At 68.3% G+C, this 16,101-nt stretch carries 14 protein-coding genes and 1 tRNA gene; 4 read left to right on the top strand and 11 right to left on the bottom strand.

Annotation, left to right across the window (positions count from 1 at the left end):
- Positions 1-683 precede the first annotated feature (683 nt).
- The 3 genes from RUR49_RS12905 (at position 684) to RUR49_RS12895 (ending at position 2,853) form a co-directional block, all read left to right on the top strand.
- A tRNA-Asp gene (locus tag RUR49_RS12905) sits at positions 684-760 on the top strand.
- Between the two features lie 278 nt (positions 761-1,038).
- Positions 1,039-2,052, top strand: a complete 1,014-nt coding sequence (locus RUR49_RS12900; protein ID WP_409146785.1) for a glycosyltransferase — start codon at positions 1,039-1,041, stop codon at positions 2,050-2,052.
- Between the two features lie 9 nt (positions 2,053-2,061).
- Complete coding sequence (locus RUR49_RS12895) at positions 2,062-2,853, top strand: hypothetical protein (RefSeq protein WP_409146784.1); 792 nt, start codon at positions 2,062-2,064, stop codon at positions 2,851-2,853.
- A 100-nt stretch (positions 2,854-2,953) separates the two neighbouring features.
- Here RUR49_RS12895 and RUR49_RS12890 read toward each other — a convergent pair whose 3' ends face one another.
- Genes RUR49_RS12890 through RUR49_RS12875 form a run of 4 tightly spaced genes read right to left on the bottom strand, consistent with a single transcriptional unit; the run spans position 2,954 to position 7,144 of the window.
- Positions 2,954-3,616 carry a class I SAM-dependent methyltransferase gene (locus RUR49_RS12890; protein ID WP_409146783.1) on the bottom strand — a complete coding sequence of 221 codons (663 nt, stop codon included), beginning with the start codon at positions 3,614-3,616 and terminating at the stop codon, positions 2,954-2,956.
- Between the two features lie 44 nt (positions 3,617-3,660).
- On the bottom strand, positions 3,661-4,077 hold the full coding sequence (locus tag RUR49_RS12885) for a DUF6165 family protein (protein ID WP_409146782.1): 417 nt from the start codon (positions 4,075-4,077) through the stop codon (positions 3,661-3,663).
- A 23-nt stretch (positions 4,078-4,100) separates the two neighbouring features.
- Positions 4,101-5,561, bottom strand: a complete 1,461-nt coding sequence (locus RUR49_RS12880; protein ID WP_409146781.1) for a glycosyltransferase family 9 protein — start codon at positions 5,559-5,561, stop codon at positions 4,101-4,103.
- Complete coding sequence (locus tag RUR49_RS12875; RefSeq protein WP_409146780.1) at positions 5,558-7,144, bottom strand: tetratricopeptide repeat protein; 1,587 nt, start codon at positions 7,142-7,144, stop codon at positions 5,558-5,560. The genes RUR49_RS12880 and RUR49_RS12875 overlap by 4 nt, the downstream gene beginning before the upstream one ends.
- A 144-nt stretch (positions 7,145-7,288) precedes the next feature.
- Here RUR49_RS12875 and RUR49_RS12870 point away from each other — a divergent pair, with 144 nt between their 5' ends.
- The gene (locus RUR49_RS12870; RefSeq protein ID WP_409146779.1) at positions 7,289-7,561 is read left to right on the top strand and encodes a hypothetical protein; all 273 of its coding nucleotides are present in this window, start codon (positions 7,289-7,291) and stop codon (positions 7,559-7,561) included.
- A 307-nt stretch (positions 7,562-7,868) separates the two neighbouring features.
- Here RUR49_RS12870 and RUR49_RS12865 read toward each other — a convergent pair whose 3' ends face one another.
- From RUR49_RS12865 to RUR49_RS12835, 7 genes are all read right to left on the bottom strand, one after another.
- Positions 7,869-8,279, bottom strand: coding sequence for an STAS/SEC14 domain-containing protein (locus tag RUR49_RS12865; protein ID WP_409146778.1), 411 nt, complete (start codon positions 8,277-8,279; stop codon positions 7,869-7,871).
- Positions 8,280-8,466: 187 nt separating this feature from the next.
- Entirely contained in the window at positions 8,467-9,762 is a 1,296-nt protein-coding gene (gabT, locus tag RUR49_RS12860) for a 4-aminobutyrate--2-oxoglutarate transaminase (protein WP_409146777.1), read from the bottom strand.
- 179 nt (positions 9,763-9,941) lie between these two features.
- Positions 9,942-10,580, bottom strand: coding sequence for a response regulator (locus RUR49_RS12855; RefSeq protein ID WP_409146776.1), 639 nt, complete (start codon positions 10,578-10,580; stop codon positions 9,942-9,944).
- Positions 10,577-12,085, bottom strand: a complete 1,509-nt coding sequence (locus RUR49_RS12850; RefSeq protein ID WP_409146775.1) for an ATP-binding protein — start codon at positions 12,083-12,085, stop codon at positions 10,577-10,579. Before RUR49_RS12850 ends, RUR49_RS12855 begins: the two co-directional genes overlap by 4 nt.
- Before the next feature lie 68 nt (positions 12,086-12,153).
- Positions 12,154-13,650, bottom strand: a complete 1,497-nt coding sequence (gene glpK / locus RUR49_RS12845; protein WP_409146774.1) for a glycerol kinase GlpK — start codon at positions 13,648-13,650, stop codon at positions 12,154-12,156.
- 283 nt (positions 13,651-13,933) lie between these two features.
- Positions 13,934-15,655 carry an ABC transporter substrate-binding protein gene (locus tag RUR49_RS12840; protein WP_409147139.1) on the bottom strand — a complete coding sequence of 574 codons (1,722 nt, stop codon included), beginning with the start codon at positions 15,653-15,655 and terminating at the stop codon, positions 13,934-13,936.
- A gap of 159 nt (positions 15,656-15,814) precedes the next feature.
- On the bottom strand, positions 15,815-16,096 hold the full coding sequence (locus tag RUR49_RS12835) for a DUF2160 domain-containing protein (protein ID WP_409147138.1): 282 nt from the start codon (positions 16,094-16,096) through the stop codon (positions 15,815-15,817).
- Positions 16,097-16,101 lie beyond the last annotated feature (5 nt).

Raw genomic sequence — 16,101 nt, 5'->3', positions numbered from 1 at the left:
GATCCGAAACAGGAGCACAATTCGCGCAGGCCGGCTATAGCGCGATCACCAGCGACGAAAGCAAGACGAGAATACTGAAGTCGGACTACAACCGGTGGTCCTCGATCTGGCGTGGAACACGGTTGATGCTGCGCTGCGGCACGGATGGTCGTTGCGCATCGAAAGCGCCTGATGGTTCGGATCCCCGCAGAATTTCCACCGGCGAGCCGCTCCCGGCAGGTGGTTTATAAGCGGCAGGATAGAATAGTTCCCAATTCCCTCGATCGCTGCTGCCGAGGAGACCTGTCCTTTGCCGCACCGATTGTGCGGTGAACGACAAGAAGCGATCCATTCGCCGCAGCGGGGAGGCGTCAGCGAGGGCTGTTGGCGCGAGGAAGGCAGGAATACGAGCGGCTGCTGTCGGGTGGCATCCGCCGATTTGGGGGATCGGACAGGGCCGAACACGTTCGCGGCATCGCTACGTGATCGGCCGACCCGTCGGGGTGGGGCAGCGCATCCGGGCGGCTCCGACAACGTGTCGCGGCCTGAATCGCCGCACCCGCACGACCGTCCGGCCGCCGCGCCTGTGCCCGCGGCGACGGCTGTCGCCGCTGCACACAGGAAGCTGCGTCGCCGCGCTTGACTTTGCCCGGCGCAGATCGTACCTCCCGCCTCGCCTCGGCGCCGACACGCGCGTCGACCGAGGGGGTGTAGCTCAGTTGGTTAGAGCGCCGGCCTGTCACGCCGGAGGTCGCGGGTTCGAGCCCCGTCACTCCCGCCACTCCTTCCCTTGATCGACGTTGCACGCAGGGCAATCGGGCCGGGCAGGGCCGTGCCCCGCCAGCCCCCGACCCGCTTGCCTGCCTGCGATGGTTTCCGACAGCGGCCAAAAGGGGAATTCTGCACCCGGCCGGCCCGTGTCCTGCGGCGCCGAAAACGGTCGCGCCCTGCGGGCATGGCGGTCGCCGTACTCGTCAAGGACGGCGTATCTGTCTATGCTCCCGGCCGGATTCGCCTCTCGGAACCCATTGCCATCTCGTCGCCAGAGTATTTCCCAGCATGAAGAAGCTCAATGTCTTGATGTGCGGCGGACGCCGGATTTCGGATGCCGTTCTTTCAATTCATCGGGGTTTTCAGAAGCTCGGCCATGACGTCGTGCACGTCGCGACGCGCAAGGCGGGAACCAAGTACGAGCCGGCCGACGATCTGCACGAGACCTTGAGCGGCATCGTGCGTGACTGGAAGCCGGATCTCCTGATCTGGGTGATGTGCAAGTATGACTGCCCGCCGGGATTGATTTCGGAGCTCAGACGGCTGCGGCCCGAGATGGCCACGGTGTTTCACAGCTTCGACGATCCCGTGCAGATCGACCTGACGGGGGCGCCCTGGGCGATGGAATTCTCGCACGCGGTGACGTGCTGCATCGCCTCCGTTCCCTGGTACGAGCAGCATGGATTGCAGGCGATCTGTCTGTATCCGCCCTCGGATGCGGAGATTCACGGCAACGCCGCCGCGGTCACCCAGGAAGAGTGCGAGTTGTCCCTCGCTGCGACCAACGTCTATCCGCGCGCGCTGTTTCCGCGTGTCCTCGCCGAGCGGACCGAACTTGCACGACTGGCGGACAGGCTCGGCCATCTCCACCTCTACGGTCCCTGGGAAGGCAGTCGCGTCACCTGGGGCGGGCAGTTCGGCGCGCCTGACCTCAAGCATGCGTTCAAGGGGCGCCGCAACTGGGACCAGATGCCGGGCATCTACAAGTCCGCAAAGATAAACCTGAACTCGCACAACCGTCCGGACGCCTACGGTTACCTGAACGAGCGCACCATTCATGTGCTGTCGACGGGAAGCTTCATGCTGACCGACGCCGTCGCCGGCATCGAGACGCTGTTCGACGTCGGCCGGCACCTGGACACCTGGAGCAGCCTCGAGGAGGCCGAGGACAAGATGCTGTTCTGGCTCCGCCACGACACGGCTCGACAGAAAGTCGCACAGGAAGCAAAAGCATTTACCCTTGACCAGTACAGTAATACCGCCCACAATCAAAAGCTGATTGATTTCTTAAGGCTTTCGTGAGGGCGTATCATGGGCGATGTTCTGACCATCGGCGGAATTGGCGGTCTCAAGATGCGGCCTTTTCCGCCGAAGGAGCGGGAGGATGGCACGCTGTTTCGCGATGCCGTGACGGAAACGATCCGGGAGTACGGTTGCTGGGAGCCGGACGAGACCGAGATCATTCTCGAGTTGCTTCCACCCGGCGAGGCCGACAGCGGCTATTTCGTCGATGTCGGGGCGCAGCTCGGTTATTACAGCCTGATCGCAGCGTCGCGCGGCTACAAGGTGCTGTCGTTCGAGTATGATATCGACGTCTATGCCACGCTCGTCGAGAATATTCGACTGAACGGGTTCCAGAACCTGATCACACCCTATCGCCGCTACGTCTGTGACACGTGCGATGGCGTGGCGAAGGGCGTGCCGCGCGTTTCAATCGATGCTCTCGCGGATGCCTTCAAGCTTTCGACCTACGGAATCCGGCTGCTGAAAGTCGACGTGGAGGGCTTCGACCCGTTGGTGATCCGGGGGGCGATGGAGTGCTTCCGCAATCGGTCCATCCATGCCGCCATCGTCGAGATCTCCCCGAAGTTCGAGAAGAGGACGCCGTTTTCCCAGTATGTGAAAATGGCGGCGGACGTCGCGGGCCTCGGCTACGCCGTCTATGACATCGGCATCGCGCCGAAGCGCCGCCTCGCTGATCGCCATGATCATCTCGGGCGGCTGGCCGGCAACGAATTGACGAGCTTCGATGAAGCGGAGCTGCGGGCGATGATCGGCGCGAAGGGCCAGACCAACTTTCTCTTCGTCCGCACGGCCGGCTAGGCACCGGCTTCGGGTGCGCCATCCGGGCGCGCCCGCCGGCGGTCGGCCGAGCGCATGGCGCGCGTCCGGACGCGGCGGCAGGGCGCGGTGTGGGTGCGGATCACGCTGCCTCCAGCGACCCGCGCACGATCCCGATGCCGGCGCCGACCCCGTGCTTCTCGATGTGCCTGCTATAGAAGTCTTCGGTGTTGCGGTCGCGGATGGTGATCAGCATCCGGACCTCGGGATCATCATTGGTGAGGGATCCGAGCTTCCGGTCGTCGGGAATCTCGTTCCACAGTCGCGGCACGCCGCACGCCTTGTTGGCGATGTCGTGGAAGGCGATGTAGCGGGACGGCATCGACAGTTCCAGCTCATAGTCGGCCTTCACGCCGGCATAGGAATGATCGCCGTCGATCATCACGAGGTCGATCTGCCCGAGACCCGCGCGCCAGGTCCGGTACTCCGGCGAATGAGAATCGCCGATGAAGATTGCCCAGTCCGGGTGGCCGTTTCTCCGCGACCGCAGGGTTTCGCGCTCCTCGTAGGAAACGCCGGCGACGGTCTCGAACTGGCACGCCGTCTCCATGAAGGCGAGAAGGCCTCCGTGCTGGATGCCGACCTCCAGGTAGCTTCGGACCCCGTTGTCGATGCAGAATCCGGCGAAGAACGCCAGCTCGTTCGGATACTTCATGATCGTCGACTGCTTGCCGGCCGCTTCGGCGTGGATCATCCGGTCCAGCCGTTGCGTCCAGGTGTCGGCGGTGAAGTCGGGAGTATCCATGCGGGAGCCCCTTGAAGTTGCGTTGCGTCGACGTCGCGGTGCAGTCAATGCGATGCCGCGCCGGCAAGTGCCGCGGCGCCGTAGGCCGGATGCACCTTCTCCTCGACGATCTCCGAGCCGAACAGCATGTTGATCTCGCGTTTGATCGCTGCCCGCCGGTCGTTGAAGATGTAGACGTTGCGGGCGAGCTGGATGAACTCGGCGTCGAAGCGCTGTTCCGCCTCGTGCTGGCGCTTGGCGTTCTCGATGTCCCAGAGGAGCTCGTTCACCGCCTTCAGGTTCGCCTGCAGCCCGACGTGGGCCTGGCTCCTGCCGAACACCGCGTCGGCGACCTTCCGCAGCGCCTCCAGTTCACGGATGACGTTCGCCGTTCGCGCAGGGTCGGAAATGCGGTCGCGCTTGATCTCCAGGATGGTGATCTTGTCGACCAGTTCTCCGGCGGCCACGGGGATGAGGATCATTGCACCGGACCTCCATGACGGGCTCATCGGCTGACGACGAGCTTGAGGGGCACGTGGACCCGTTCCACTTCGGCGAGGAGACCCTGCACCGCCGCCCATACGGTCTCGAGGTCGAGGCGGTCGATGCAGGTGCAGCCGCCCGCCAGGAAGTGTTTGGAATTCTTCACTTCGCAGGGAGAGCACTCGGACGACAGGCTGACGCTGCGGCCGTGCGCGCTGAGCGGGCCGCGCGTTTCCCAGTTGGTCGGCCCGAAGATGCCGACGACGGGAATGCCCAACGCGTTGGCGATGTTCATCACGCCGCTGTCGTTGGAGATGAACGCGTCGCACTGCAGCATGCCGCGCACCATCTCCTCGATGGTGCCACCGGTGTGGTCGAGGGTGCCCTCGACATATTCCGCGGGGGTCCCGAAGGAGGCGACGCTGTAGCCGGCGTCGCGGAGCCTGCCGCCCAGGGCCGGGAAGTGCGGCCAGCGCTTGCTCGTCCAGAAGCCGCTCTTGGAGCCGCCGTGAAAGCCGACGAGGCCGCCGTTCGGCCGCTGGTAGGCGTAGTTCCCGACATAGTAGTCGGCGGCGGCCGTGGCCGGATCGTAGGGGATGCCCAGGAGAACCTTCGCCGCCTCGAGGTTGAACAGCGCCTCGTGCAGGGCATGGCCGGGATGGAAGCCGTCCCAGTCGCGGCTGAACACCACGCGCCGCGCGTGGAAGGGCAGGCTCGCCGTGCCGAAGCAGTGCGTCACGAAAATGGTGTCGTAGCGCCGCCGGAGCGCGTAGTTGCGCAGCGAGTAGACACTGTTCACGAACCGGTCGTTCTGCAGCAGGAACAGGCTCGTGCCATGATCCTCGGCGACGAGCAGATCGACGCGCCGGCCAAGCGTGCGGGCAATGTTGCGGATCATCGGCCCGGCGTGCAGCATGTTTCCGATGCCGGAGCCGACGCAGACGAGCATGGCGTCCGTCTGCGTCTCGACGATGCGCAGGATGTCCTCGCGCTGCGCCGCCTGCGAGTATCGCTCGGAGTTCTCCGCCGCCAGCCGGCAGCGCTCGCCATAATAGGCCGCGTCCCCGTAGAGCCGCGCGATCTCCTGCGCCCAGAGCTCGACACTCTCCGGAAGCACGATGCCCGACTCGGCAAGGAGATAGGGAACGTTGCCGACATCGGAGCCGATCACGGGCTTGCCGTAACGCTGCGCCTCGATGCAGACGCGGCTGAACGTCTCGACGAAGCGGTAGCTCGGCACCGCGACCATCCGGGCCGCTCGGTAGAGCGAGGCCATGTCGGTGGTCTTCTCGATGATGCGGACGTTCGTCGCCCCCAGACGGCGGACGAGCTCGCGCGCCTCCGTCGCGTCGGACTGGCTGGCGATCGAGACGAACGGGATATGGCGGAGCGTCGCCGCCACCTGCGCGATGAGGTCGAAGCCCTTCTCCGGCTTGGCGTTGACGAGCAGGACGAAGCCTGGCTCGGGTGCCGCCGCCGTCACGCCGCGCGCTCCAGGTCGTGCGGGACCGAGTAGACGACCGGGCAGCGGACGCCGAAGGCCGTCTCCAGCACTTGCCGGGTATAGTGGGAGTTGGCGTAGACGGTGGAGGCGCGGGTCAGGACGAACTCGAACTCCGATCGCGGGATCGGCGCGCCCGTCTCGTCGAAGAAGGCATCTCCGGCATCCGAGCCCAGCGCCTCGCGCCAGAAGTGGACGCCATAGACGAGCTGCACGTTCATCATCTCGAGTGCGCTCGCAGCCAGCATGCCCGTGCCGGAAATGCCGTGCACAAGCGTCGCGCCCGTGCGCAGGACGAGCTCCCGCAGGCTGTTCGGGTTGTCGCCGACGAACGCGAAGGGCCTGTCGCCCATCCGTCCCGCTTCCCCCGCGCGCTCGTTCGAGATGCCGACGATGATCGGCTCGAGGCCGATGCTGCGGTAGTGATCGGCCATGCTCTCGATGAAATGCTCGCCGCCGCCGAACTTGACGATGCCGTGGCGCGACATGACGATGACGGTGTCGCCCGGCCGCGGCGGCCGGAACCCCGGCAGGTAGAGCTCCTCGAACGTCTTCAGGCGCGCCAGCGTCTGGGCGGTGCCGGTCGACCGCACGAGTTCTGTCACGGCGTCGCGGTGCCAGAAGACCCGCTCGGCCCCCCCGTCCTCGCGGAAGCGGTGGCAGCCGAAGCGCTCGTCCATCGCGCCGGCGGGCGGAGCCGGTGCGGCCTCGTCCCGCGCCCCGCGAGCGCACACTTCCAGCCACACGGCCGCGACGGCCGACAGCCGGGTGGCAGCGTCGGTGGTCGGCCCGGCCGGGTCGAGCCGGACCTCCGAGCCATCGGCGTCGACGAGGCTGTGCCGGCCGTCCGGGTCGAGCATCAGCGCGCCGAAGCGGTGGCGCTGCTCGGGCTGGTCGTCGTCGTCCAGGAAGCGGAGGACGCGCAGCTGATAGCGGGCCGTCTCGTTGTTCGGGTCGATCTCGACGATGCGCTTGGCGAGGCGCAGCGCCTCGGAGACGCGCCGCAATCCGACCAGGCTCCGGCTGGCGCCACTGAGGGCCAGCACGTGCGCCGGCTGCTCGTCGATAACCTTCTGGAACAGCTCCAGGGCTTCCGCGAAGCGGCTCTGGTCGAAGGCGAGGCGAGCGGCCCTGAGCGTGATCTCGAGCGACGGCTGGGCGGCGGCGGCCTCGAGCAGGAGGGTGAGCGCCTCGTGCTCGATCGCTGCCCGCTGCTCGTTGCGCGGCAGGCCGCGGGCGGATCTCGCGAGGGCGTCGGCGAGATCGCGCTTGCTGCGCACTGCGCCCGGATCGAGCGCCAGCGCGCGGCGAAGGTACGTCACCGCCTCCCCATAGTCGCCGGTACGCAGGTGGGTGACGCCACAATAATAATGCGCGTCGACGAGGTCCGGGTAGAGGAGGCAGGCGATGGCGAGTGTCCGCTGCGCGTCCTCGAATGCCTTCGCATAGAGGCTGCCGCGTCCGAGCAGCAACAAGGACTTGTCGAGATCCGGAACCTGCAGCACGAGCGAGCGGTTGAGGTCGGCGAGGGTCGGCCAGTCCTTGTTGCCGGTGTGTTGCTTCAACGCGGGGAGAATGTTCTCCCGCATGGTCTGGCGAACGACGGACGGTATATCGAGCAGATCAAGAGTTGTGTCTGTTTGGTTGTGCTGGGGTGTAGGCGCGGCAACTGGCGTCGCCTCGGCCCCGTCGTCGAAGAGGGTGCTCAGATGGAAGTCGGCGCTGTCGGATGGCTGCAGGACGATGATGGAACGTCCCGTCAGGGGCCATTCCGGCGCAATCGGAATGTGGAAGCCGAACCGCCTGCTGATCATGCCTCGCGCGTTGATCTTCTCGCGTACGCGCGCAGCAGCATAAAAACCGACACGTACTCCATTGATGAAGAGAGCAAAGCGCACCTTGGAAGTGGCGTCTTGATTGTCGACAAGCCAGCCATTTATGCCAAGGCTGTTGGCATAGTTGATGTTCCCGGAGAAGCGTGACTTGTGTGCTCTTCGCACGGTCGCCCCCATCCGCCAGAAGATGCCATAACTCGCAGCGCGGCATTTCTGTGTCGAATTTTGCAATGACGACGCCGGCGCGCGCGGTCTTGGGTCCGGCGACGTCGATGCGACGGCTCATATCTCAAATGGTAACGTTGCCGTGAACGGATGACAAGCGCCTAAACGCTCTCAGGGTTGTGTTCTGCTCGCTGAAAACGAGCATCAAGACAATGTGAAAATGCATATTTTGGCCTGCCTGGGGTGCGGCGACCCCCGTCAGGCCGGCGGGCGCGCCGGCGGCCGTTCCTCATCCTGCCGTTGCAGGGCTCGCGCCCCCGTCGACCCAGGCCCGGGCGGCGGCCTCTTCGGCGAGGTCGAAGGTCTTCTCTTCCACGGGTGTCAGCGGTGCGAACAGGTTGATCATCGCCTTCGCCCAGGCGGGCGCACCGACCACGGCGTAGCGGCGCACGTGGCGGGCGGCGCGCGCCTGCACGCCGAGGGCGTCGCCGTCGAAGATCGCGCCGAGCTCGGCGCCGTCGTAGTTCGACATGACGATGAGCATGTCGACCTCGCCGAAGCGGTCGAAGGCGGCGTCTGCCTGGGCCGCCATCCACTCGATGTCGGGCTCGGTGATCTTGGCGCGGATGTCGAAGATCAGCAGGTCGCCGCGGGAGCTGTCGCGGCGGATGATGGAGCGGTCGGGGGCGGTGGCGGGCATGGGACGGCGGCCTTCGGCGAGAGGAACACTCGCCGGACAACGCCGCCTGTGCCCCGGCCGTTCCGGCCACCGTGCGACCGTTCCGTGTCCCCGCGGGGGAGCGCCGCGCCGCTGCTCAGGCGCGGCGGGCGGGTTCAGTGGAGCACCCGGCCGGGCCGTCGAAGGCCCGGCCAGTGTCTTTCGATCGTCAGGCGGCGAGCCGCGCCGCCGAGACGAGGGCCGCCTCTAGCTTCGCCATGCCCTCGTCGAGGATCTCCTCGGAGGCGGTCAGCGGCACGAGGATGCGGATGGCGTTGGCGTGCACGCCGCACGACAACAGCACCAGCCCGTCGTGCAGGGCGGCGGTGGTGACGCGCTTCGTAGCCTCGGCGTCCGGCTCGTAGTCGCCGCGCGTCTTGACGATGTCGAAGCCGATCATCGCGCCCGGGCCGCGGATCGCCGTGATCGGCACGACGTCGTTGCGCGAGGCGATCGCCTTCAGCTTCGCCTTGACGCGCTCGCCCATGGCATCGGCGCGCTCCAGCAGCTTCTCCTCGGCGATGACGTCGAGCACGGCGAGCGCCGCCGCGCACGCCACCGGATTGCCGCCATAGGTGCCGCCGAGGCCGCCGGGGTCGGCGGCGTCCATCACCGCCGCCTTGCCGATGACGCCGGCAAGAGGGAAGCCACCGGCGAGCGACTTCGCCACCGCGACGAGGTCCGGCTCGACGCCGGAGTGCTCGATGGCGAACATCTTGCCGGTGCGCGCGAAGCCCGTCTGCACCTCGTCGGCGACGAGCAGGATGCCGTGGTCGTCGCAGAGCTTGCGCAGCGCCACCAGGAACTCGGCCGGTGCGGGGTAGAAGCCGCCCTCTCCCTGCACGGGTTCGATGATGATGGCGGCGACCCGCGAGGGTTCCACGTCGGCGCGGAACAGGGTCTCGAGCGCCTTCAGGCTGTCCGCCACGCTGACGCCGTGGTCGGCGATCGGGAACGGCGCGTGGTAGACGTCCGCCGGCATCGGGCCGAACTTGTGCTTGTAGGGCTGCGTCTTGCCCGTCAGCGCCATGCCCATCATCGTGCGGCCATGGAAGGCGCCGGCGAACGCGATGACGGCCGAGCGGCCGGTGGCGGCGCGAGCGAGCTTCACGCAGTTCTCGACCGCTTCGGCGCCCGTCGTCACGAACATCGTCTTCGCCTGGCCCTTGAAGGGGGCAAGCGCGTTCAGGCGCTCGGCGAGAGCGATGTAGGGCTCGTAGGGGACGACCTGGAAGCAGGTGTGGGTGTAGAGGCCGAGCTGTGCCTCGACGGCGGCGATCACCTTCGGGTGGCGGTGGCCGACATTGAGCACGGCGATGCCACCGGCGAAGTCGATGTAGCGCTTGCCGTCGACATCCCACAGTTCGGCGTTCTCGGCGCGGGCCGCATAGACCGGGTAGGGGGTCGACACCCCGCGCGGCACCGCCTTCTGGCGGCGGTCGACGAGGTCGGCGTTGTGGCTCATCGAAGATCTCCTCGAGGGATCGGCCGCGAATTCCGGCGCCCGCCGGCCCCGCGCCGGCAAGGCGGAAGGACGATCCCGATCGCGGCATCGGGCGCCCGACCCGGAGCGTCGTCCCGCCCCGGGCGTGAAGTCAATGCGGTGTTTGCGGCCGTCTCCCGCGGCGGCCGCACGGCAGTGTGTCAGAGCGCGCCTTCGCGGCCCCGCACCGCGGCGTGCACGAGCTCGGGCAGCGTCGAGACGCCGAGCTTCGCCTTCAGTTGCGAGGCAGTGTTGGCGATCGTCTTGTAGGAGAGCGACAGCTCCTCGGCGATCAGCGCGTAGGACTTGCCGTCGGCGAGGAGCTCGAGGATCTCGGTCTCGCGCGGGGTCATCACCGGGCGCGGCGCGCGGCGCTGGCGGGCGCCGTGCAGCACCACCTCGGTGGCGAGGCCGTGGCTGAGATAGGGGCGACCGCGCAGCACCGCGCCCACCGCCGCCACCAGTTCGTCCGGGGCCGTGTCCTTGAGGAGATAGCCGTCGGCGCCGGCTTCGAGCGCCCGCGTCACCACGGCCGGCTCGCGGTGCATCGTCAGCACCAGGATGGCCGTGTCGGTGGCGCGCCGGCGGATGCGTTGCACGAGCCGGAGGCCGTCCAGCCCGCCGCCGCGCATCGACAGGTCGATGATGGCGAGCCGCGGCTTGAGCCGGAGGAACAGCCGGTAGCCGCGCGCGATCGACGGCGCCTCGGCGACCGGGCCGAGCCCGGCGTCTTCCAGGACGCGGCGACAGCCCGCCAGCACGATCGGATGATCGTCGACGACCAGCACAGGACGGCTCATCTCACTCTTTCCCCGAAACCAACCGGCACGTCCGCTACTCCCTCACCATTCTCGGGCGTGCCGCCGTCACCGGCGAGCGGCAGCTCGATCTCGAACCGCGTGCCGCCCGCCTCGCCCGTTCCCCACGAGAGCTCGCCGCCGAGAGCCCGCACCCGCTCGGCGATGCCCGACAGGCCGTAGCCGGCCGGCACGTTCCTGTCCATGCCGATGCCGTCGTCCTCGACCGAGAGGTGCAGGCGCGGCCCGCGCGGCCCCGCCCGCCGCTCCGCGAGCTCGACCAGCACGATGCGCGGCTCGGCGTGCTTGAGGGCGTTGGTCAGGCACTCCTGCAGGCAGCGATAGACGGTGAGGTCGCGCGCCTCGCCATAGCCGTCGGCGAGCTCACCGACGGCGAGGTCGAACAGCACCGAGGGCGCCAGCCGGCGGAACTCGTCGACGAGACCGCCGGCGAGCTCCGCGAGCGGCACATGGCCGAGCGACATCGGGCGGAGGCGCTGCAGAAGGCGGCGGTTCACCGTCTTCAGGCGATCGGCGATGTCGGCGACCTCGCGGGCCCGCTCGACGATCTCCGGGGCGCGGGCGGCACGGCTGCCGCGGGCGATCGTTTCGATCGAGCGGGCGTTGGCGACGATGCCGAACAGGCACGGGCCCGCCTCGTCGTGGAGTTCGCCGGCGACGACACGGCGCTCGTCGTCCTGGGCGCTGAGGAGGCGCAGGCTGAGCCGCCGGTTTTCCGCACGGGTGGCCGTGAGTTGCTCGGCGAGCGCGTTGAAGCGGGAGGCGATCAGCGCGAACTCGGCGTCGCGCGGCGGCTCCAGGCGGGCGCGGTAGTCGCCGCCCTCCAGCCGCGACAGGCCACGGGCGAGCGCCGACAGCGGCGCGAGCGCCCGGCCGACGGCGACGGCGAGCACGAGCAGCACCGCGACATTGACCACCAGCGCGATGATCGCCAGCGCCTGCACGTCCTCCCACACCTCGGCGATCTCGTCGGCCGGCTCGCCGGTCAGCACCACCGTCGCGATCTCTTCGCCGCCGACGACGACGGGCACCTGCACCGTCGGGGGCGTCGCCGCGATCAGCCGGGCAAACCAGTCGGGTGCGCGCTCGTGCGGCTCGTCGTCATCGTGGCGGTCGACCGGGGCGCTCGCGGCGACGGCGCGCCCCTCGGCGTCCAGTACGGCGATGCGGACGTGCCGCGCTGCCGCGCCGCTGTCGACCGCCGTCGCCAGCGCCGGCAGCGAGACGTCGGCGCGCATCTCCACGATGGCGGTGCGGACGAAGCGGGCGGAGGCGTCGAGCGACGCGGCGATCTCGACATTGGTGGCGAAGCGGGCATTGACGACGACGACGATGCCGGCCGCCGCGATGGCCGCGAGGTTGAGGGCTGCGGCGGCGATCAGGATGCGGCGGCGGATCGGCTGCGCGTGCCAGTGGTCGCTGACCGCCGCCAGCAGCCGGGCCATCACGCCTGGACCAGTCTCGGGAATGTCGTCGCTCTCGCTCACGCCGGCCTCGTCGCGCACGGTCAGGAGCCTAGCGCGCTCATCGGCGCTGCGACAGGGGTTTGCGTGCGTCAGTCGGTCGTGAGCGTGCGGCGGACGGCGCGGGCCCAGCCGGCGAGCTTGCGCTCGCGCTGCTCGGCCGGCATGGCCGGTTCGAAACGGCGGTCGAGCTTCCAGCGCTCGGCAAACACTGAAGGCTCCGGGCAGACGCCGGTCTGCAGGCCGGCGAGATAGGCCGCACCCACTGCGGTCGTCTCCAGCACTTCCGGGCGGTCGACTGGCGCGTCGAGCACGTCGGCGAGGAACTGCAGCGTCCAGTCGCTCGCCACCATGCCGCCGTCGACGCGCAGCACCGTGGCGGTGCCGTCGGCGTCCGGCCAGTCGCGGCGCATGGCGTCGAGGAGGTCACGGGTCTGGTAGCCGACGCTTTCGAGGGCTGCGCGGGCGAGTTCGCGCGGCGTCGTGCCGCGCGACAGGCCGTAGAGGGCGCCGCGGGCGTCCGGGTCCCACCACGGCGCCCCGAGGCCAGTGAAGGCCGGCACGAGGTAGACGTCCTGCGTCGGGTCGGAGGCGGCGGCGAAGGCGGCGGTCTCGGCCGCCGTGCGAATGACGCCGAGCCCGTCGCGCAGCCACTGCACGGCAGCACCCGCGACGAAGATCGCCCCCTCCAGCGCATAGGTGCGCTTGCCGCCGAGCTGGTAGGCGATGGTCGTCAAAAGCCGGTTGTTCGAGGCGACGGGGGCGTCGCCGGTGTTCAACAGCGCGAAAGCGCCGGTGCCGTAGGTGGACTTCATCATGCCGGGCGTGAAGCACGCCTGGCCGACGGTCGCCGCCTGCTGGTCGCCGGCGACGCCGGCGATCCGGATCGGCCCGCCGAACAGCTCCGGCAGCGTCGTGCCGAAGTCGGCGGCGCTGTCGCGGATCTCCGGCAGCATCGAGGCCGGCACGCGGAAGAGCCGCATCAACTCATCGTCCCAGGCGCCGGTGCGGATGTCACACAGCAGCGTACGGGCGGCGTTGGTGGCGTCGGTGGCGAACGTCGCGCCGCCGGTCAGGCGCCACATCAGGAACGTGTCGACGGTGCCGAAGGCGAGCTCGCCGCGCTCTGCCCGGGCGCGGGCGCCGTCGACGTGGTCGAGCACATAGGCGAGCTTGGTCGCCGAGAAATAGGGGTCGAGGATCAGGCCGGTTTTCGCCGTCACCATCGGCTCGACGCCCTCGGCCTTCAGGCCGGCGCAGAACTCGGCGGTTCGACGGTCCTGCCAGACGATGGCGTTGTGGACGGCGCGCCCCGTCGTCTTGTCCCAGACGACGGTGGTCTCGCGCTGGTTGGTGATGCCGATCGCCGCGATGTCGGCGGCCGCAAGGCCGGCCTTCGCCATCGCCCGGCGCACGGTGTCGACGGTCGTCGACCACAGGTCTTCCGGATCGTGCTCGACCCAGCCCGACAGCGGATAGTGCTGCGGGAACTCCGCTTGCGCGACGGCGACGACGGACAAGTCCGCCGCGAACACGATCGCCCGCGTCGAGGTGGTCCCCTGGTCGATGGCGATGAGGTGCGTGGGCATGGGGGAGGGGTTCCGTGGCGGAAGCGTCCTCCCCCTGCCAGGGGGGAGGACAGCCTTTGCGCAGCGAAGGCAGGTGGGGGCCTGTCAATCCAAGGCTCTTCGCTGGATTGACGGGCCCCACCCTGGCCGCTGCGCGGCCTGTCCCTCCCCCTGGCAGGGGAGGGACGCGTCTGGCGAAGAAAAGACAGGACGCCGCGCTCGCGCGCGGCGCCCCCTCCGACCGGCTTCGCCGGCCACCTCCCCCACAAGGGGGGAGGGACGCGTCGAGACCAGCCTCAACCGCTCACTTCGACTGGGCGTCGGCCCAGGTCTTGATCAGCGTGTCGTAGTCGACCGTCTCGCCCTGCGGCTTCTCGTTGGCGAGCTTCGGCTGCGGAGCGATGTTGCCTTCCTTCTTGGCGAGCTCGACCCAGTACTCGAGCGGATGCTCCTCGTTGAGCTTCGGCCCGATGTCGCCCTGCACGCCGGCACGCTCGAGGCGCTCCAGCACGCGCTCCTGCTCGGCGCACAGCGAGTCCATCGCCTCCTGCGCCGACTTGGCACCCGACGACGCGTCGCCGATCGCCTGCCACCACAGCTGAGCGAGCTTCGGATAGTCCGGCACGTTGGTGCCGGTCGGCGACCACTGCACGCGCGCCGGCGAGCGGTAGAACTCGATCAGCCCGCCGAGCTTCGGAGCACGCTCGGTGAAGCTCTTGTCGCGGATCGTCGACTCGCGGATGAAGGTCAGGCCGACGTGGCTCTTCTTCACGTCCACCGTCTTCGAGGTGACGAACTGCGCGTAGAGCCAGGCGGCCTTGGCGCGGTCGACCGGGGTCGACTTCATCAGGGTCCACGAGCCGGCGTCCTGGTAGCCGAGCTTCATGCCGTCGACCCAGTAGGAGCCCTTCGGCGAGGGCGCCATCCGCCACTTCGGCGAGCCGTCGGCATTCACCACCGGCAGGCCGTCCTTGACCATGTCGGCGGTGAAGGCGGTGTACCAGAAGATCTGCTGGGCGATCTCGCCCTGGGCGGGCACCGGGCCGGCCTCGCCGAAGGTCATGCCGGCGGCGTTCGGCGGCGCATAGGCCTTCAGCCAGTCGAGGTACTTCTCGATCGAGTAGACCGCCGCGGCGCCGTTGGTGTCGCCGCCGCGGGCGACGCACGAGCCGACCGGACGGTCCTGGGCGTCGACGCGGATGCCCCACTCGTCCACCGGCTTGCCGTTCGGGATGCCGCGGTCGCCGTTGCCGGCCATCGACAGCCAGGCGTCCGTGAACCGCCAGCCGAGCGACGGGTCCTTCTTGCCATAGTCCATATGGCCGAAGACCTTCTTGCCGTCGATCTCGCGGCCGGTGAAGAACTCGGCGATGTCCTCGTAGGCCGACCAGTTGACCGGCACGCCGAGGTCGTAGCCGTACTTCGCCTTGAAGTCGGCCTTGTTCTTCTCGTCGTTGAACCAGTCGTACCGGAACCAGTAGAGGTTGGCGAACTGCTGGTCGGGCAGCTGGTAGAGCTTGCCGTCCGGGGCGGTGGTGAACGACTTGCCGATGAAGTCGTCGAGGTCGAGGTTCGGATTGGTGACGTCCTTGCCCTCGTTCGCCATCCAGTCGGTGAGGTCGCGGGCCTGCAGGTAGCGCCAGTGCGTGCCGATCAGGTCGGAGTCGTTGATGTAGCCGTCGTAGATGTTCTCGCCGGACTGCATCTGCGTCTGCAGCTTCTCGACGACGTCGCCCTCGCCGATGAGGTCGTGCGTCACCTTGATGCCGGTGATCGCCGTGAAGGCCGGCGCCAGCACCTTCGATTCGTATTCGTGTGTGGTGATCGTCTCGGAGACGACCTTGATCTCCATGCCGGCCATCGGCTTGGCGGCATCGATGAACCACTGCATCTCGGCTTCCTGGTCGGCGCGCGACAGCGTCGACAGGTCACCGATCTCGGCGTCGAGGAACGACTTCGCCGCATCCATGTCGGCGAACGCGGGGCCCGCCGCCAGCATCAGGGCGAGTGCCCCGACCGAACTCATCAGATGGTATCGCATCACGGATCCTCCCAGGGTTATTCGTGAACCTTCCGGACCCGCCGCCCCTTGAACGGCCGGCCCGTCTCTTGCTGCGCCGCCCGGCACTCCCACCGGCCGCGTCGCATCAGATCTCCTTGCGGGCCGCGAACGGCGGCCCGAACCTCACACCCAGCGGAACACGCCGAGCGCCCAGACCACGCAGACGCCGAGGGCCCACCACAGGTCCGGCCCGACGAGGCCGAGCCAGGCGAGCGTGATGAAGGCGCTGCCGAGCAGCGAGACGAAGAAGCGGTCGCCGCGCGTCGTCTCGATGCCGAGTACGCCGTAGCGGGGGCTGCCGCCGGGCACCGCCCACTCCCACAGCGTCATGCCGACGAGCATCGCGGCGATCACCAGGAAGAAGGTGGCCGTCGGCCACGTCCACGCCATCCACGAGAAGTCCATCGACA

Origin of the sequence: Pseudoxanthobacter sp. M-2, from assembly GCF_046156265.1 — a bacterium.
Lineage (GTDB): Bacteria > Pseudomonadota > Alphaproteobacteria > Rhizobiales > Segnochrobactraceae > CAMDHY01.
The sequence above is the reverse complement of the archived record's forward strand: the minus strand, read 5'-3'. Positions and strand labels throughout refer to the sequence as shown.